This is a genomic window from Sorangium sp. So ce367, from assembly GCF_051520455.1.
GTDB lineage: Bacteria > Myxococcota_A > Polyangia > Polyangiales > Polyangiaceae > Sorangium > Sorangium cellulosum_B.
The window spans coordinates 139,820-156,983 of the sequence record NZ_CP150334.1; the positions used below are offsets into that span (position 1 = coordinate 139,820).

A 17,164-nucleotide genomic window follows, 5' to 3' on the forward strand; every position below is an offset into this window, starting at 1 on the left:
CGTGCCATGACGGGACCGACCCGACCCAGGTTGAGGTTCGAGATTCCGACCCGACCCAGGTTGAGGTTCGAGATTCCGACCCGACCCAGGTTGAGGTTCGGGGTTCTGACCCGACCCAGGTTGAGGTTCGGGGTTCTGACCCGACCCAGGTTGAGATTCCGACCCGACCGAGGTTGCGGTTCGATGACCCAGGCTGAGGTTCCGGAGGTTCCGACCCGACCCAGGTTGAGGTGCCAGAGGTGCCAGCGACGGAGCCGCAGCTACCCTGCAGCGCGCGCACCCTCGCCGGCGACGGCCTGCGGCCGCCATTGCCCGACGTTGCCGGTGCGCTCGGCGAAGAACTCCCGCGTGCGCCGCCACGAGAGCTGCGCCGCGTCGGCGTGGTACGCCGGCCGCGTCTCGTTGAAGAACCCGTGGCGCGTCCCAGGGTACACGAACGAGATCAGCTCCCGCCCCGCAGCCCTGAACGCCTCCCCCACCGCTGGCGCCCTCGGGGTGATCGCCGGATCCTCCTCCGCATAATGCACCTGCAACGGAAACCGCACGTTCTTCACCTGCTCCAGAGCCGGCGCCTGCCCATAGAACACCGCGCCCGCCGCGAGCGCCACGCCTGCGACCGCGAGCTGCCCCACGAGCCCTCCGCCCAGCGAGAACCCGACGGCGGCGACGCCCCCTGACCGCACGTCCGCCCGCCCGACGAGGTGCGCCGCCGCCGCCCTCGCGTCGGGCAGGTAGGTCGACGTGTCGCGGCTACCGAACCAGGCGAACACCTTCTTCAGCCGCTCCTGTTCGTTCGCCGGCAACCGGCCGACCACCTCGTCGCGGTCGGCCGCGCGGAGCAGGCTCACCCCCCGGGCCACCTCCGCCTCGGTGAAGGTCCGGTGCGTCGCGTCGTGCGAATACAGGTTCGGCGCAAACGCGAGGTACCCTTCCTGCGCGAAGCGCCTTGCCAGCTCGATCGTATGGACCGTGAGCCCCAGCCCCTCGTGGAGGATCAGCACCGCCGGCGCCGGCGAGCGCCCGCCCGACGCCGGGCGGACCTGCACCGCCTCCACCGGCCTGTGGGGCCCCTCGAACGACGTCCTCTCGACGCCTGCGCTCGCGGCGCTCATGCCTGCACCTCCGCCTCGGGCGCCTTGTCCTTGCGGGCGGGTTTTACCTTGCTCGGAGGTCGCTTCCCGAACGGCTCCCCGGCCACGATCTCGGAGCGGACCCCGTCGACCCCCACCGGGATGTCTCCGGTCAGCGTCACCCGGTAGAGGACGCGCTCGACGTCGAGGTGCCCGAGGTCCTGCGGCCCCAGGTGCGCCGTGGCCCGGTTGTCCCAGAACGCAATGCTGCCCGGCGCCCACCGGAACCGCACCGTGTACGCCGGGCGGCTGATCTGCTCGAAGAGCAGATCGAGGATCGCGCTGCTCTCGCGCGGCGACAGCCCGACGATGTGGCTGGTGAAGCCCGGGCTGACGAACAGCGCCCGCTCGCCGGTCTCGGGGTGGACGCGCACCACGGGGTGGATCGAGATCAGCGGGTTCTCGCGCACCTTGCGCAGGTACGGGCTGTCCTGGTCCTGCGGCGCGAACCGCAGCCCGAAGCGGTGCTCCGCGCGCAGGCCATCGACGAGCGCGCGCAGCGGCGCGGACAGCCCCTCGTAGGCTGCCACGAGGTTCGTCCAGGTCGTGTCGCCGCCGTAGGGCGGCAGGATGTGCGCCCGCAGGATCGACGCCGCCGGCGGGTTCACGGCCGCGGTGACGTCGGTATGCCAGCGGTTCTCGTAGCTGAAGCGCCTGCCGTAGCGGCGATCGTAGCGGCGGCTGTCGATGGCGAGGATCTCCGGGTGCTCGTCGAACGGCTCGTCCTCGTGCGGATGGGCGTAAGTCACCTCGCCGAAGCGCGCGGCGAAGGCGATCTGCTCGGCGTGGTCGAGCGGCTGGTTCCGGAAGAAGACGACCTTCCACTTCAGCAGCGCCGCGCGGATGGCCGCCACGGCCTCGTCGGGCAGCGGCTTCGAGATGTCGGCGCCGTGGATCTCGGCGCCGATGTGCCCTGCGAGCGGCTTCACCTGGATGGCTTGATCGGATGCTCTCTGGCTCATGGGTCTCCTCCGCGTGGTCCCCCCGCCACGTCCTTCGCGACGGTCGGTATGCGGGCGCCGTGCCAGGGAGCGAGCGGCGCCGTGCGCGTAGGGACGCACGAGGCGGGGCGAGCGTGCGGAGGTTCGTTTGGAGGGGGATCGAGGTGGCCGGGGTATCGTGACGTCGCCGCCCGCGGCGAGCGCGTCGAACACCTTCGTCCCCTCCGCGACTTCGCCGAAGTGCAAGCAGACCTCGGTGTTGCTCCCCTTCGCGGCCGGCGTGCCGGGCATCGTGTCGCTGACCAGGATGACGCCAGGACCGATGTGCAGCGTGGCGTGGATCATCCGGTCCTTGCTCTCGGGAGATGCGTTGTCGCCCGGCACATCGCCGAAGCGCATCACGCCCTCTCACTTCGCCCCGAGCGCGCTCTCGTAGAGCTTGATGGCCCTCTCGGCGGCTCCGTCGAACATCAGACAGGGATCCAGGCGCTTGAACGACATGGGGGTGCCCCGTGCGGCCCAGGAGCGAGCGGCGTCGCTCCGGGAGCGATTTCGATGCGTCGACTCTTTGAGGAGCTCCAGGACCTCCGTCGTCGCGGAGATGACGCGGCTGACGAGCGGGAGGGGCGTCCCGGAGGCGTCAGTCCACTGCCGCCGTCACGATCCACGCGGCGCTTGCCATGCGCACGCCTCCGGGGCCGTCGTGCGGCGCGACCGCCTCGCGCACGGCGGCCCGCACGCGGTCGACGACCTCCGGTGTGGGGCTCGCCTCGCGCAGCGCCGCGGCCGACGGGCCCATCTGCAGGAGGAAGTCCACGGTCTCATCGAGCGACCTCCCGCCCGCCACGAGGAGCTCCCGATCGAGCGGCTCGTGATGGATCCGGACGAACCCCGCGCGCGACAGGATCTCCCGGACGCGCGCGGCGTCGGCGAACGCGAACGGGCCTGGCGCGTGCGGCTCGGCCTGCGGCATGGGGATGTGCCGGGCCGTCGCCATGGCCGGCACGTGCAACCAGGGGTTCTCCTGGAGCGGCCGCCAGCAGACGAACGCGAGCCGCGCGCCGCCCCGCAGCGCTCGCCGGAGGTTCGCGAAGGCCGCCTCGGGCTCGGTGAAGAACATGACGCCGAAGCGCGAGTAGAGGACATCGAACAGCCCGGGCAGCGCCGCGGTCTGCGCGTCCGCGTTCTCGAAGGCCACGCGCGCGGCGCCTGCCGCCCGCGCGTCCTCGCGCGCCCTCTCCAGCATCGGCGCGGAGATGTCGACGCCGAGCACGGAGCCGCCCGCGCCGACGCGCCGGGCAAGCTCGAGCGTGGTGTCGCCGAGCCCGCAGCCGACGTCGAGGACGCGCTCGCCCGCGGCGATCCCCGCGCGATCCATGGCGACGACGCCCAGCGGCCGGGTCGACGCCGAGATGGCATCGCCGAGGGCCACCCATTTCGGTCCGGCGACCTCGTTCCAGTAACGGATCTGCTCGGCGTTCGGTCCGGCAACCTCGATCATCGTTCGAGCTCCTTTCGATTTTCGGCTGGGTACGCGCGACCCGCTCGTGCAAACGGCGCGACGTCATTCGCTTTCCTGCGGCGCCACCACGATCTCCGTCCGCAGCCGGACGCCGCGCGCGCCCTCGGCGGTGCCCCTGAGGGGCGCGACGTCATCGTAGTCGCGTCCGTAGCCCAGCACGATGTGCCCGGGCGCGCCCAGGCGCCCGAGCGTCGGATCGAGGTCGTGCCAGCCGCCCGACGGCAACCACACCGACGCCCACGCGTGCGAGGCGCGCGCCGGCGCCGAGGCGGAGCCGGCCACGTAGCCGCTCGCATAACGCGCCGCGAGGCCCATCGATCGCAAGCACGCCACGGCGAGGTGCGCGAAGTCCTGGCAGACGCCGCGCCGGAGCTCGCAGAAGACGGCGAGGCCGGTGTCCGCGGCGGTGACGCCCGGGGTAAAGGTGAAATCCCGTCGGATCTGGTCGACCAGCCCCTCCAGCGCGCCGCCGAGCGGGAGGCCTTCCCGGAAGCACCCCCGCGCGTAGTCCGCCATCGCGCCGCTCCGCGGCGCGCGCGCCGTGCCCTCCACGAGCGCGCGCAGCGCCGGGTCCTCCGCCGCGGCGGCCGCCGTGCGCGCCGCCACCGCCCGCCAGTCGTCCCCGAGATCGCCGGCGCCGCCCGTCGCCTCCTCGCAGAGGCGCACAACGCTGAGGGCCGTGACGTCGATCGCGCCGAAGCTCCCGCAGATCTCTATCCGCGCGCAGAGGTTGCCGAAGGCGTCCTCCTCGACCCGCCTCGAGCGCGGCAATGGCCGCACCACGAGCTGGTGAAACTCGACCGCTTGATGCGGCAGCGCGCGCGGGGTGAGGTGCGCCTCCAGCCGGCACGCGACCGCGCCCTCGGCGCCGAGCTCGTACCGGCTGCGGTGAACCACGCGGTAACGACGCGCTGCCACGTGGACCCCCTCCGCCAGCCGCGCGGCCCCTCAGCCGCCCACCATCACCTTCGCCTGCGACGGCGCGACCTGCACGCCCATGGGCATGTTCGGGCTCTTTCCGTTCTGCGCCACCGCGCACGCGTGGAACACGACCGGATTGCCCTCGGCCTTCACCTTCGCCGAGAAGCTGCGGAACATCGCCTCGCCCTTGATCTTGCCGCTCACGACGCCGCCGGCAGCGCCCGCCTCGTCGCCGGTCGACATCGGGATCTCGCTCTGCTTCGTGAGCACCGGCTTGCCCTCCACCAGCACCTTCAGGGCGCAGGTGCTCGGGAGCGCCTGGTTGCACATCGCCACGTTCGGGTACGGCAGCGGCACCGGCGGACCAGGCGGCGCAGGGGTCTTGCACGTGTCCGGCATGGCCTGGCAGATCCCGGCCTGCGTCGTGGTCACAGGGAACATCGCCGCGCCCTCCTAACCCAGGTTGATCCGCTGGCCATCGATGCTCACGTCCTCGCGCGCGTCCACCGATACCTCGCGCCCGCGCAGCTCGATCACGTCCTCGACCAGCGCGCGCACCCGCCCGGCGCGGAGCTGGTGCAGCTCGCGCACCTCCTGGAAGAGATCCCCCGCCCGCGCGATCACCCGCCCGGCGATCGACTCGATCTTGCCCACGGTGGTGTGCGCCCGCTCCAGCACCGCGGTGAGCGCCCGCCCCTCATAGCGCGCCTCGGCGATGCGCACGTCGCCCCGCTCGGCGACGGCGGCGAGCGCCTCTCCGGCCACGGTGACGCGCCCGGGCGCGACCTGCACCGTCGCCCCGCGCTCGCCGGCGCGCGCGCTCAGGCTCGCGCCGCTCCGGCTCGCGATCGCGACCTCGCCGGCCGCCCAGCAGCGGATGGCGCCGCCCGCCACGAGATCGATGTCGCCCCCGGGCGCCGCGAGCGAGAGGCCGCCCGCCGCGACGAGGCTGCCCCGACCGGTCTCCGCGTCGTACTCGAAGAGCAGCCGGCCGGCCCGGTCGTGCACCGCGACGACCTCGTGGCCGTCGCGCTCGACGATCGACGCCGAGGCGCCTGCGCGCGCCACGATGCGCAGCGGGCGCTCCTCTGACGGAGCGCACGGCGCGCACGGCGCACCGTCGCCGAGCCCCTCGGGGCGCGCGTCGGAGGGCGGGGGCTCGACGGGGAGAGCGGGGAGGGCAGCGGTGGGCATGGCGGTGGTCCTCGGGTCGTGGCTTCGCGGCCGTCGTCGGCCGTTCATAACAGCGTGGGCGGGCGCCAGTCCTCGGCGCGGGCACGATCCGGATCGGTCCCGCGGGCGCCCTCGCGCTTCGCGCCGTCCCAGCGCGCGTGCGCGGTGGCCGCCCGGTGCAGGTTCACGCCGCGGCAATCGGCGCCCGACAGATCGGCGCCCGACAGGTCGGCGTGCGACAGATCCGCGCCGACGAGCGAGGCGCCCTCGAGCCGCGCGCCGCTCAGATCCGCCTTGCGCGCCATCGCCTCGTCGAGCCGCGCGCCGCCGAGATCGGCGCGCGCGAGCGCGGCGCCGTCAAGGCACGCCCGGGAGAGATCCGCGCCCGCGAGCCGCGCGCCCCGGAGGCTGGCGCCGGTCAGGTTCGCGACCCCGAGGCGCGCCGAGACGAGCGAGGCGCCGCCCAGCTCGGCGCCGGCCAGGCTCGCTTGCGCCAGATCGGCCCCGTCGAGCCGCGCGTCCCGGAGGTCCGCGCGCGACAGGTCGCAGTCGCGGAGCACCGCGCCCGAGAGATCCATCCCGCCGAGCTTCGCCTCGACGAGCGAGCTCTTCGCGAGCCGCGCGCCGGCGAGCCGCACGCCCCGGAGATCGAGCCCGAGCAGCGAGGTCCCCTCGAGCGAGGCCCCCCCGAAATCCGCGCCGGAGAGGGCGGCGCCGGCGAGCTGCGCGCGCTTCAGCGTGGCGCCGTGCAGGCGCGCGCCGGACAGGTTCGCGCCGCGGAGGCGCCCGCCCGCGACGCGCGCCTCGGAGAGATCGGCGCCTGCGAGGTCGGCGTCCGAGAGATCGACGCCGGTGAGCTCGGCCCGGGCGAGGCGGGCGCCCGGGAGGCGCGCGCGGCGCAGATCCGCGCCGTCGAGCGCGGCGTCCTGGAGCGACGCCTCGGCGAGATCGGCGCCCGTGAGCTCGGTCCCGCGCAGCGTGGCGGCCGCGAGCAGCGCGCCGCGCAGGCGGGCGCCGCGCAGGCGCGCGCCCGAGAGATCGCAGCCCGACAGGTTGGCGCCGGTGAGGTCGGCCCCCTCGAGGCCGGCGCCGTCGAGCCGGGCGCCGTCGAGGTTCGCGCGCTCGAGCACGGCGCCCTCGAGGTCGGCCCCGCTCAGCGTGGCGCCGGCGAGGCGCGCGCCGCGCAGCGAGGCGCCGCGCAGCGAGGCGCCGCCGAGCGCCGCGGACGGGAGCTGCGCGCCGTCGAGATCGGCCGCGTCGAGCTTGCAGCCGCGCAGGTCGAAGCCGGACAGGTCCGCGCCGGCGAGGTTCGCGCCCGTGAGGTCGCCGCCGGCGAGGTCGCGCGGGAGCGCCGCGCCACGGAGGTCCTGGTTCGGAACGCGGAGCCCGCGGACGAGGCGCGCGCGCGACAGGTCGAGCGCGCCGAGCGCGACGCCGATGAGCGTCACGGCGGCGAGCTCGGCGTCGATGAAGCTCGCGCCCGCGAGCGCGCAGCGGTCGAGCTCGACCTCGCGGAGCGTCGCGCCGTCGAGGCGCGCGCCGTCGAGAGCGCACTCCGCGAGCGCGGCGCCGGTCAGCGTCGCGGCCGAGAGATCGGCGCCGGCGAGGTCCACGCCTTCGAGCCGCGCGCCCGACAGATCGGCCCCGCGGAGCGACGCGCCGGCGAGCGACGTGGCCCCGGCGGCATACCCCGCGTACCCGGCGGCGCGCAGCGCCTCGAGGGACTCGGCGCCGAGGTCGCGATCGGCCTCGAGCGGCAGCGCCGCGGCCGCGGCGTCGCGGGTGAGCCGCGCGTGGCGCGCGAGCACCGCGCGCTCGAGGCGCGCGCCCGACAGATCGGCCCCGCGGAGCGTGACGGCCAGGAAGACGGCGCCGGCGAGCCGCGCGCCGGCGAGCCGCGCGTCGCTCAGGTCGACGCCGTTGAAGAGCACGCCCGAGAGATCGCGGCCCGCGAGGTCCACGCCGCGCAGGTCGAGGCCAACGATCATCGGCGGATCGAGCGGTCCGGCGTCGAGGCGCGCGAGGAGATCGTCCTTGTCCCGCGCGAAGCCCGCGGAGGTGGCGGCGGCGCCGGTCACGTCGCGCCTCGATCGCTCGTGAGCAGCGTGGACGCGAGCTGCGCGTCCTCCAGGTCGGCGCCATCGAGCCGCGCCTGCCACAGGGCGGCCTCGTACAGCCCGGCGCCGCGCAGGTCGGCGCCGCGCAGGTCGGCGGCCTCGAGGCGAGCACCGTGCAGGTTCGCCCGCTCGAGGCGGGCGCCGCCGAGCCGCGCCCGCGTCAGGTCGGCGCCCGCCAGGTCGGCGCCGCGCAGGTCGGCGCCGCCGAGCTCGGCCCGGCCGAGATCCGCGCGGCGCAGGCTCGACAGCGCGAGGTCCGCGCCCGTGAGGTCGGCGTGCATCCAGCGCGAGCCGTCGGCGCGGGCGCCGCGCGCCTGGGCGCACGGCAGGCGGGTGTGCTCCGAGGCGCGCAGCCCGCGCAGGTCGGCGCCGCGCAGGTCGACCGCCTCGCCGTGCGCCCCCTCGAGGCTCGCGCCCTCGAGCGCCGCGCCGGCGAAGGACGCGCGGTCGAGCGCCGCGCGCGCGAGGCGGGCGCCGGCGAGCTGGGCGCCGTCGAGCCGCGCCCCGGTGAGGTCGGCCTCGAGGAACGAGGCGCCGGCCGCGGCCGCGCCGGTCAGGATGGCCCCGCGCAGCGCCGCGCGGTCGAGGCGCGCCTTGCCGAGCGCCGCGCCGGTCAGGTCGGCGCCCGCGAGGTCGGCGCCGGAGAGGTCGGCGTCGTTCAGCCTGGCCGCCGGGAGCCACGCGCCCGCCATCCTGGCGCGGGCGAGCGTCGCGCCGTCGAGGTCGGCCCCGGCGAGGCGGGCGCCGGTCAGGTCGGCGCCGACGAGCAGCGCGCGCGCGAGGCTCGCCTCGCTGAGGTCGAGCCCCGACAGGTCGAGCCCCGAGAGATCGGCGCCCGCCATGCTCTCGCGGATCGACAGGCAGAGCTCCACGCGCTCGCGCGTCCACGGCGCCGCGCGCTCCGTGGCTGCCCGGTCCCGCGCCTCGTCCTCGCGGTCCAGCGCGTCGAGCTGCGCCGGGTCGTGCCCCCCGGCCTCGAGCGCCTTCTTCATCTGCTCGCGGCTCTTCCGCTGGATCTCATCGAGCTGCGCCGGGTCCCCGCCGAGCTTGCCCAGCCACGCCTCGAGCTCCGCGCCGGGCGGGCGCGGGCCATCGACCGACGCGCCGAGCGAGGCCACGAGCGCCGCGGGGGCGCCGCCCCGCTCGAGCGTCGCGCGGATCTGCGCGAGGAGCTCGGCGTCGTCGACGCCGGCCAGGGGAGACGCTCCGTCGTTGTCGTTGCCGGGCGGCGCCGCCGCGGCGGGCGCCTCCGCCACGGCAGGGCGCGCCTCCAGCAGCGCGAGCGCGAGCCGCTCGCGGTAGCGCGCGGCCGCGACGCGGCCCTCGCCGAGCGGCTCGCTCTCGAGGAGCACGTGCCGCACCTCGGGGTGGTCCTCGGCGGAGACGGGCGCATGGCCGCGCCACACGAGGATGAGCGCCTCGGCCTCCATGTCGACCCGGACCGTGTCGAGGTGCAGCTGCACCTCGCGGAAGCGCTCCGCGCCGCCCGCGAGCTCGTCGAGGAAGCAGCGCATCCGGACGCCGGGGAGCCGCGCGCGGTACTCGCGCCGCGCGCGGTGCAGGTTGTGGCAGATGATGTCCTCGTCGCCGCGCGGGTACTCGACCTGGAGCGCCGGCACGGCCGCGTTGAAGTGGCTCCAGTCGAAATCGTCGGGGAAGAAGGGCCAGCGCTGCTTCAGCCAGCGCTCGTCGTAGGTGCCGAGCTTGCTCGCGCGCAGCGCCCAGGCGGCGGCGAGCGGCCCGAAGCCCGCGGGCGGCGGCCGCGCCGCGGGCGAGTCGACCGGCGCGCGCGGATCCTCGATGTTCGGCAGCGGCCGTCGCCGGAGATCGCGCTCGCCCGGGTCGAACACGCCGCGCCCAACCGGGTTGGCCGCGAAGCCCGGGCCCCCGAAGGCGCGGTCGAAGCCGAGCGGCATCTCGACGAACGGCTGCGGGTCGGTGCGCTTGCCGGCGGCCGGGTCGGTCCAGTACCGGTCGCCGGTCACCTGCAGCGCGAGCGACGCCTTGCCGACGGCGAAGCTCACCGGCAGGGAGCTGACGGGCCGGCGGCCGGGCGCGTGGGCCTTGCCGGTCAGCAGGAGATCCGCCTTCGGCTTGAAGGGGGCGAAGTCGGACGCCTGGAGAAGCGCCCCGCGCGGATCGTCGCCCTCGTGCACGTCGCCGAGCGGCGGCTCCGGGGCGTCGGCGGGGCTCGCCGGCTCGCCGGGCACGAGGCGGTAGGTGCCCTTCGCGATCAGGCACAGGGCCCATTGCGGGGGCCGGATCTGCCAGGCTACCGCGGCGAACGTGGTGGGGGTGTGGTTGATGATCTTCATGGCAGCTCTCGACGCGCGCGGGCCGCGCGCCCGCCGGGCGGGCTCCTCCTAGAGCGCGTGGAAGTGGGCGCCCTGGATGAGGGCTCCCGCGGCGTCGATCTGGACCTGGTGGCCGCCGAACCTCAGGACGGAGGACGCGGCTGTGCTGCTCAGCTCCAGCTTGGCGGTCCCGGTTCCGGCGATCACGCTCGTCGCGTCGATCCTGAGGCTGCTGGGACCGCAGGCGAGCTCGATCGCGGCGGGCTCGATCTTGATGTACGCGCCGGCCAGCCCGCCGCAGCGCAGCAGGAGCTGGGTCGGCTCGATGATCAGCTCGGCGTCGTTCAGCGGGCTCGCGTGGGCGAGCTTGTGGACAAGGTACGTTCCGACGAGCGCCCCGAGCGTCGCGATGCCCCACGTCGCGCCCGTGAGCCCGCTGCCCTTCTCGAGATCGTCCTTGCCCGCGGAGGCGCCGAGCGGGCCCGCCACCGCGCCCAGGGCGCCCGCGACCACGGCGGCTGCCCACGGCTTCGCGGCTTCGACCGTCGGGGCGTCGGTGCTCCGCACGCGCAGGTGCACCTTGGAGCGCGCCTTGATGTCTTGCTCGTCGGCCGTGGTGAGCTTCTTCGTGCTGCCGAACTCGAGCACCGGGCCGTACGCGATGTTGCAGCTCATCCCGGCCGTGATCCCCGTGTTGAGCCCGAGGAAGACGTTGCCGTTCACGCCCGCCGCGATGCTGTAGTTCCCGCCGAGGCTCGCCCCGAAGTTGACGCCGGTGAAGAAATTCGAGTTGTCGCCGTAGGTGAGGTTGACCGTCGAGACGTGGCTGCGCGTCGTCTTTCGCCAGCCCTGCCAGTCCTTGCTGAACGTCATCGAGTAGAAGTCAACGTCGAAGATGCCGAGCGTCCGGTTCGGGATGACGAGCCGGTAGTTCCCCAGGACGACGTCGGTGCGGTTGCCCGTGGTGACCGACTGGTAGTCCCCCTGGGTCACGACCGTGCGGTTGCCGTCCGTGTGATCGTAGACCCCGTCGCTCGCCGCCCAGCCGAAGTGCGCCGCTTTCCCCTTGTCATTGGCGTCCGAGCTCGTGTCGTAGCCGTTGTCGAGGCTCGACCACGTCCAGCCGCTGTCGCCGAACCCCGCGGTCGGATCGAGCCGCGCGGACTCGGTGAACGTCCCGGCCGACGCGGTCGCCCGCTCGCCGTAGCGCAGGTAGCTGTACTTCCCGTCGCTGTGGGGGACCGCGATGCGGATCCAGTCCTCCGCGCTGCTCGCGGTGGTCGTCATGTCGTCCTGGCCGAGCTGCTGCTCCGTCGGCAGCGCGCCCTCGGCGCCGGCGCGCGTCGCGGGCCCGCCGCGCGCGCGCCCGAAGCCGCCTCCCATCTCGACCATCGCCCCGTTCGGCATCCGGATGCGGCCGCGCCCCTCGTCGGCGCTCGTGACCACGCGGCTCTTCGCGTTGGGCACGACGCCGGTGATCACCGGCCGCTCGGGGTCTCCGCCGACGCCGGTCCACAGCACCTCGGCGCCCTTGCGCAACGTGAAGTGCATGCCCTCGTCGGCCCCGCCGTAGGGCGTCGCCAGGCGCATCGGCACCGAGCCCTGCGCCTCGGCCGCGCCGCTCAGATCGAACGGCATCACCACGCGGTAGCGCCCCTCGGCGTCGACCGCGGCGACGCCCTCCGGGCCGCGCGCGTCGACGTGGGCGACCATCGCGCCCTCGAGGCGCGGCCTCGGCGTGGCGCGCGGCGGGCGGTAGCGCGTCGAGGCCGGGATGGCCTCGAACTCGCAAGCATAGCGCGGCCCGTCGCCCGCCCCGGCGCGGTGCACGGCGCGCGTCACCAGGTAATCGCGGTTCCAGTCGGCCCGGAAATGGCCGGAGAGCCCGAGGCGCTCGCCCGCGGCGAGCGGCGCGCCGATCGCGCCGTCGTACACGGTCGCGCGGCAGCGCAGCTCCTCGGCGCGCACGGCGGCGATCGCGGCGCCCTCCTCGGGCGCCGCGAACGAGCCGCCCTCGTCGACGAGCAGCCCGAAGCCGCGCGCGTCGACCTCGGCCTCGGCCTCCAGCGGCACCTCGGGCGTGCGCTCGTTGTAGTCGAGCAGCACGAGCGCGCGCGGCGACATCCGGCGCCGGCAGCGCAGCGCGCGCACCCCTCCGGCCTCCCCCATCGCGGCCTCGACCGCGCCCCGGAAGCCGTCCGGGTGGTCGCAGAGGACGAGCCGCTCCGCCCCCCCGCGTGGCTCGATGAAGTAGCTGACGCCCGCCTGCTCCAGCTGCCGTGACACGAAGTCGAGCGCGCTCTCCTGGTACTGCACGGCGTGCTCGCGCGGCGGATACGCCCGCTCGAGCCGCCGCTCCACCTCGATACCGAGGCCGCTCCCGGCGATCACCGCCTCCACCAGGTCCGGCACGCTGAGCCGCTGGTAGATGCGCGTCTGCCGCGCGAGGCCGAGCAGGGCGAGGCGCGGCACGAGCACGACCCGGTAGGCATACTGATCGCCGCCGAGCGCGCCGCCCTGCTCCACCTCGGCCACGACCCCCGGGACCGCGCGGCCGGCGAGATCGAGCTCCCCGGCCGCGCCGACGAGGTCGTCGAGCGGCAGCGCGGGATCGGGCGACGCGAGATCGATCTCGAAGCGGTACGGGCGCGACAGCGCCTCCTCGCCGCGGAGCCCCAGCACCGTGAACGCCCCGGCCGGGGCGGCCTCGGAGCGGAAGTGGATCCCGACCGTCGTGGGCTTCGTCATCGCTTCTCCGAGATCTCGAGCATGGCGCCGGACGCCGTGGTGATGCGGCTCTGGTTGGCGTTGCGGGCCGTCACGGGCGACGGCGCGAGCGGGTTGAACATGGCCCCGAGGATCACCGGGCGATCCGGGTCGCCGTTGGCGAACGCCACGAGGACCTCGGTGCCCGGGCGCAGCGGGAAGTGCATCCCGTGGCCCACGCCGCTGAAGGGCTGCGCCATCCGGACCGGGCGCGAGGCCTTCTGCTCGCCCGGCTCCGCCGTGTCGAAGTGGAGCTGGACCGTGTAGCGCCCCTCGGCGTCGAGCTGAGCGACGCCGTTCGTCTTTCCCCCGTGCCCCGGCTGCACGATCCCCGTCACAACGCCGGAGATGCGCGGCCTCGGCGTCCGGCGCGGCGGCCGGTAGGCGACGCGCGCCGGGATGGCGCGGAATGCGTTCCTGTACAACGGGCTCTGCTCGCCGGCGTCCTGGAACGCGGGGAACCTCGCCTCGTGCTCCACCTCGACGAGGAGCAGCTCCTCGGGCTCCGGGAAGCGCGGGTGCTCGATCAGGGTCACGCGCCGCCCGGCGGACAGCGCCGCGCGGCTGGCCTTGCCCTCGTACACGCGCTGCCGCGACAGCCGCTCGTCCGCCCGGATCTGCGCCAGCTTCCCGGCCTCCTCGGGCGTCTTGACGTGGCTGCCGTACTCGACAACGCCGCCGCCGTCGCCCGAGCCCAGGCTGGCGTAGGCCGTCAGGTCGAGCTGGGGCGCGCGGTAGTTGTAGTCCTGCACGACGTAGCTGGTGGGCACCAGGTCGGTCGTCACCTCGAGGGCGAAGATGCCCGAGGCCTCGCCGCGGGCGCGGAAGGGCACCGTCTCCGCGCCCGAGGCGGGGCGGAAGCCGGACGGGTGGTCGGTGAAGACCATCCTGTCGCGGCCGCCCTCGTGCTCGAAGAAGAAGCTGATGCCGACGTGCTCGGCCAGGCGGCTGATGAACGCGAGATCGCTCTCGCCGTACTGCACGACGAACTCGCGCTCGGGGTAGCTCTCGAGCAGCCGCAGCTCGACGTCCTCGGATCCCAGGCCGTGCCGCTCGAGCTTGCTCCGGAGGATGTCGGGAACGCTGCGGTCCAGGTAGATCTCCTGCGTCTCGACGAGGGTGAGCCGGAACGCGCGCGGCACGAGGCGCAGGCGGCAGGTGGCGCGCTCGGCCAGCGGCTCCAGGCGGTCCCGGATCGGGCCGAGCATGCCCGAGACGCGGCGGATCTCCTCACCGTCGGCCTCGAAGACCAGGCTGACCTCGGCGCCGGGCGCGGCGTCGGCCGGGAGCTCGCGGCCCTCGTCGATCACGACGTCGAGGTCGAACGAGAAGAGCTGCGAGATCGCCTCTCGCCCGGAGAGCTCGCGGACCTGCACGTGGTCCCACGGCCCCCGCGCTGACTCGATGCGAACGCTCAACGTCCCGGAGGCTTCCTTCATCGCTCGTTCTCCGATTCCGCTGCGGCCTTCCCTGGGGCACCGGAAAGGTGGAGAGGCCGCGTGGGCGTGTGCGCCGCGGGGGCGCCGGGATGGCCGCACGAGGGCTGCTGGCACCCTGCGCCACCGGGGCTCGCTCTTCGGGGTCTCACGGGCATCGGAGCGTCAGCCTCGCCCCTTGCCGGTGCCGTACAGGAGCGCCCGCACATCGAGCTTCGCGGGGCGCTTCGGCGCTCCGGGGGGCGGCGGCTCCGGGGGCGGCGGTTCGGGAGGCGGCGTCGCCCAGGCGAAGGTGCCCCCCGCGGTCGCGGGGCTTGCCGGCTCCGGCGTGGGGACCGCGGGCGCGGCCGCGGGGCTCGCCGGCTCCGGCGTGGGGACCGCGGGCGCGGCCGCGCTGGCGGCGGGAGCGCTCGGCACGGACGCCAGCGCAGGGGGCGGCTCGGCCGGCGGCGCGCGCGGCGGTCCGGCCGGCAGCGCGCGTGGCGGTTCGGCCGTGAAGGGAGTCGCCGGCTGGCGCGCCGCATGGCTGTCGACGTCCTTCGGCATCTGCATCGTCCCCGACCTGGCGAGCGGAGCCTCCGGTGGCGATGGCGCAGGCCGTTTCGGCGGCGACGGCGAGGCGCTTTGGCTGCCGACGTCCTTCGGCATCTGCATCGTCCCCGACCTGGCGAGCGGAGCCTCGGGCGGCGATGGCGCGGGCCGTTTCGGCGACGACGGCGAGGCGCCTGCGGGGGCCGGACGAAACGGCAGCGTCGCCGGGACCGCGAGCGCCCTGTTCGGCGCGATGTCCAGCGTCCCGCTGGGACTCATGCTCGCCGCGGCGGACAGCGCGACGGTCGACTCGAGGGCAGCGTCGTCCTCGTCGCCCGCCGCGCCCGCGCGGGGCGCCGTCGCTCCGGCCCTGCTGACCGCGGCGCCCGGAGCGGGCCACGCGATCGGCTCGCCCGGGAGCTCGACGCCGGCGAAGATGCGCATGCGCGGGAGCACGTCCTCCGAGGGCACGGGGAAGCTGCCGCGCCACGTCACCGTGCAGCGCTGCTCGTCGCCGTCGATACGCAGCACGTCGGCGCTCAGCGGGAGCTCCTGGTGCTCGGCGAGGCCGAGGCCCGCAAGGCCGTGGATGCGCGCGAAGCCGCGCGCGCCGGGCAGGCGCATGCGCATGCGCGCCGCGCTCGGGTGCAGGCCGTCCATCACGATCCACTCGTCGCCGCGCAGGAAATGCGTGCGCTGATCCGGCGGCGCCGCCTGGAAGTAGTCCCAGCTGAGCTCGTCCGGGATCTCGCGGATACCGCGCTCCAGCAGGGAGCGCGGGGTCGTCCCGAGGAGCCGCCGGCGGGCGGGGCTGACCTTCGAGATCGGGCCGAAGCCGGCCACGCGCCTCGCGTCGGCCGGATCGAGGATGTTCGGCTCGCCCGAGCCCTGCGGATGGCCCTCTCCGAACGGGTTGTCCGGGAAGCCGATCCCGCCAAAAGCATGCTCGTAATCGACGGGGAGCCGCACGAAGCCGCCCCGCTTACGGACCATCAGCGTCTTGTCCAGCAGCGTCCAGCTGCCCGAGAAGAGTCCCAGCCGAACATGCGCCGCCTCGACGGGGCGGCCGTGCGGCGCGTGCGCATGGCCCGTGAAGAGCACGTCGGCCTTGAGCAGGCGAGGAACCAGATCGGTCGTGAACCGGATGCTCCGCGAGGGGAGCCCGCCGTGATGGACCTCCTCCCCGATGATCTCCTGCGGGGCGATGCGCTGCATCATCGTGTCGCTGGCGAACCCGAAGGTGGCTTTCACCATCGCGGTCACCCAGAGCTTGCCCTTGAACCTCCATGCCATGGCGGCGGCGGTCGCAGCGCCGATCGGAGTCGCGCTCACATGCGGAGGGCTGCTCGTCGCCATGGATCCACCAGCGATGAGACCCGCCCTCCGACGCTGCTGTCAAGCCGTTGTGGCCGTCACGCGGCGCAGCGATCACCGGTTCAATCGGCGAGAGGATCGCCCCGCTCCGCTTCTGGCGAGCGCGTCCTCGATATTCGATGTCATCGACGTACCGAGCGGAGCCTGCGAGCCGTTGAATCGCCGCTCCGCGGGGCTCGTGAGCTGTTCGGGTCGGCCGCGATCGAGGGCGCCGGAGACGCCGCCTTGCGGCGCCGGACGCAGAGGCCGCGCCCGCGCGCCGGCTACCCGCGGCGAACGCCGTGCGCTGTGCCATACTGCGCGGCCATGGTGGCCCCGGCACATCGCGTCCACTACACGTACGCCGAGTACCTGGCCCTCGAGGCGTCCAGCAACGTCAAGCACGAGTACCTGGACGGCCAGATCTACGCGATGGCGGGAGGTACGCCCGAGCATGCCGCGCTCGCTGCGGCGGTCATCGGCCTCCTCTTCCCCGAGCTTCGCAGAGGTCGATGCCGTGCTTACGACGCCGATCTTCGCGTGCGTGTGCCGTCGACAGGCCTCGCCACCTACCCCGACGTCACGGTCGTGTGTGGGCCGATCGAGCGCGACGCCCAGGACGAGCAAGCCGTGACGAACCCCACGCTCATCGTCGAGGTGTTGAGCCGCAGCACCGAGGAGTACGACCGAGGCGACAAGTTCGAGCACTACAAGAGCCTCGCCTCCTTGCGCCAGTACGTCCTGGTGTCGCACCGGGAGCGCAGCGTGGAGGTGTGGACTCGCGACGTCGACGGCGACTTCACGTCTGCCATCGCGCGGGATGGCGACGTCGCGCTCCTCGCGTCGATCAGCGCCCGGCTCGACGTCCGCGAGCTGTACGAGGCTGCGGCCCAGCCGAAGGCCTGAGGACGGCGCTATCGACAGGACGTTGTGACAACCTGGCGGTCGAGCGCTCGGGCGGCGCACGCCCCGTGAGCCAT

General features: G+C 74.5%; 13 protein-coding genes. 2 read left to right on the forward strand and 11 right to left on the reverse strand.

Annotated features, from left to right (window positions below; translation table 11 throughout):
* Nucleotides 1-260: 260 nt before the first annotated feature.
* Nucleotides 261-1,112, reverse strand: coding sequence for a dienelactone hydrolase family protein (locus WME97_RS00550; protein ID WP_437548570.1), 852 nt, complete (start codon nucleotides 1,110-1,112; stop codon nucleotides 261-263).
* Entirely contained in the window at nucleotides 1,109-2,092 is a 984-nt protein-coding gene (locus tag WME97_RS00555) for a TauD/TfdA dioxygenase family protein (RefSeq protein ID WP_437548571.1), read from the reverse strand. Before WME97_RS00555 ends, WME97_RS00550 begins: the two co-directional genes overlap by 4 nt.
* A 157-nt stretch (nucleotides 2,093-2,249) precedes the next feature.
* Here WME97_RS00555 and WME97_RS00560 point away from each other — a divergent pair, with 157 nt between their 5' ends.
* Entirely contained in the window at nucleotides 2,250-2,507 is a 258-nt protein-coding gene (locus tag WME97_RS00560; protein WP_437548573.1) for a hypothetical protein, read from the forward strand.
* Between the two features lie 204 nt (nucleotides 2,508-2,711).
* On the opposite strand, the gene WME97_RS00565 is transcribed toward WME97_RS00560, so the two are convergent.
* The 9 genes from WME97_RS00565 to WME97_RS00605 all read right to left on the reverse strand — a co-directional run bounded on the left by WME97_RS00565 (nucleotide 2,712) and on the right by WME97_RS00605 (nucleotide 16,124).
* Nucleotides 2,712-3,572 carry a class I SAM-dependent methyltransferase gene (locus tag WME97_RS00565; protein WP_437548575.1) on the reverse strand — a complete coding sequence of 287 codons (861 nt, stop codon included), beginning with the start codon at nucleotides 3,570-3,572 and terminating at the stop codon, nucleotides 2,712-2,714.
* Between the two features lie 63 nt (nucleotides 3,573-3,635).
* Nucleotides 3,636-4,511, reverse strand: a complete 876-nt coding sequence (locus tag WME97_RS00570) for a transglutaminase family protein (protein ID WP_437548576.1) — start codon at nucleotides 4,509-4,511, stop codon at nucleotides 3,636-3,638.
* Between the two features lie 30 nt (nucleotides 4,512-4,541).
* On the reverse strand, nucleotides 4,542-4,955 hold the full coding sequence (locus tag WME97_RS00575) for a DUF4150 domain-containing protein (protein WP_437297167.1): 414 nt from the start codon (nucleotides 4,953-4,955) through the stop codon (nucleotides 4,542-4,544).
* A gap of 12 nt (nucleotides 4,956-4,967) precedes the next feature.
* Nucleotides 4,968-5,708 carry a DUF3540 domain-containing protein gene (locus WME97_RS00580; protein ID WP_437548579.1) on the reverse strand — a complete coding sequence of 247 codons (741 nt, stop codon included), beginning with the start codon at nucleotides 5,706-5,708 and terminating at the stop codon, nucleotides 4,968-4,970.
* A 44-nt stretch (nucleotides 5,709-5,752) separates the two neighbouring features.
* On the reverse strand, nucleotides 5,753-7,765 hold the full coding sequence (locus WME97_RS00585; RefSeq protein ID WP_437548581.1) for a pentapeptide repeat-containing protein: 2,013 nt from the start codon (nucleotides 7,763-7,765) through the stop codon (nucleotides 5,753-5,755).
* On the reverse strand, nucleotides 7,762-10,119 hold the full coding sequence (locus tag WME97_RS00590) for a DUF2169 family type VI secretion system accessory protein (protein ID WP_437548583.1): 2,358 nt from the start codon (nucleotides 10,117-10,119) through the stop codon (nucleotides 7,762-7,764). Before WME97_RS00590 ends, WME97_RS00585 begins: the two co-directional genes overlap by 4 nt.
* Nucleotides 10,120-10,167: 48 nt before the next feature.
* Complete coding sequence (locus WME97_RS00595; RefSeq protein ID WP_437548585.1) at nucleotides 10,168-12,846, reverse strand: type VI secretion system Vgr family protein; 2,679 nt, start codon at nucleotides 12,844-12,846, stop codon at nucleotides 10,168-10,170.
* Nucleotides 12,843-14,303, reverse strand: coding sequence for a type VI secretion system Vgr family protein (locus WME97_RS00600; RefSeq protein ID WP_437548587.1), 1,461 nt, complete (start codon nucleotides 14,301-14,303; stop codon nucleotides 12,843-12,845). Before WME97_RS00600 ends, WME97_RS00595 begins: the two co-directional genes overlap by 4 nt.
* Before the next feature lie 162 nt (nucleotides 14,304-14,465).
* Nucleotides 14,466-16,124: a DUF2169 family type VI secretion system accessory protein gene (locus WME97_RS00605; RefSeq protein ID WP_437548589.1), complete on the reverse strand. Its 1,659-nt coding sequence runs from the start codon at nucleotides 16,122-16,124 to the stop codon at nucleotides 14,466-14,468.
* Between the two features lie 387 nt (nucleotides 16,125-16,511).
* Between WME97_RS00605 and WME97_RS00610 the strand changes: the two genes are divergently transcribed.
* A complete protein-coding gene (locus tag WME97_RS00610) occupies nucleotides 16,512-17,090 on the forward strand; it encodes a Uma2 family endonuclease (protein ID WP_437548591.1) in 579 nt (192 codons plus the stop codon).
* The last annotated feature ends 74 nt before the right edge of the window (nucleotides 17,091-17,164 follow it).

Excerpts from the sequence above, each read along its gene's own strand:
- WME97_RS00550 (WP_437548570.1), bottom strand. The coding sequence starts at position 1,112 with ATGAGCGCCGCGAGCGCAGGCGTCGAGAGGACGTCGTTCGAGGGGCCC.
- WME97_RS00555 (WP_437548571.1), bottom strand. The coding sequence starts at position 2,092 with ATGAGCCAGAGAGCATCCGATCAAGCCATCCAGGTGAAGCCGCTCGCA.
- WME97_RS00565 (WP_437548575.1), bottom strand. The coding sequence starts at position 3,572 with ATGATCGAGGTTGCCGGACCGAACGCCGAGCAGATCCGTTACTGGAAC.
- WME97_RS00575 (WP_437297167.1), bottom strand. The coding sequence starts at position 4,955 with ATGTTCCCTGTGACCACGACGCAGGCCGGGATCTGCCAGGCCATGCCG.
- WME97_RS00580 (WP_437548579.1), bottom strand. The coding sequence starts at position 5,708 with ATGCCCACCGCTGCCCTCCCCGCTCTCCCCGTCGAGCCCCCGCCCTCC.
- WME97_RS00590 (WP_437548583.1), bottom strand. The coding sequence starts at position 10,119 with ATGAAGATCATCAACCACACCCCCACCACGTTCGCCGCGGTAGCCTGG.
- WME97_RS00595 (WP_437548585.1), bottom strand. The coding sequence starts at position 12,846 with ATGACGAAGCCCACGACGGTCGGGATCCACTTCCGCTCCGAGGCCGCC.
- WME97_RS00600 (WP_437548587.1), bottom strand. The coding sequence starts at position 14,303 with ATGAAGGAAGCCTCCGGGACGTTGAGCGTTCGCATCGAGTCAGCGCGG.
- WME97_RS00605 (WP_437548589.1), bottom strand. The coding sequence starts at position 16,124 with ATGGCATGGAGGTTCAAGGGCAAGCTCTGGGTGACCGCGATGGTGAAA.
- WME97_RS00610 (WP_437548591.1), top strand. The coding sequence starts at position 16,512 with ATGGTGGCCCCGGCACATCGCGTCCACTACACGTACGCCGAGTACCTG.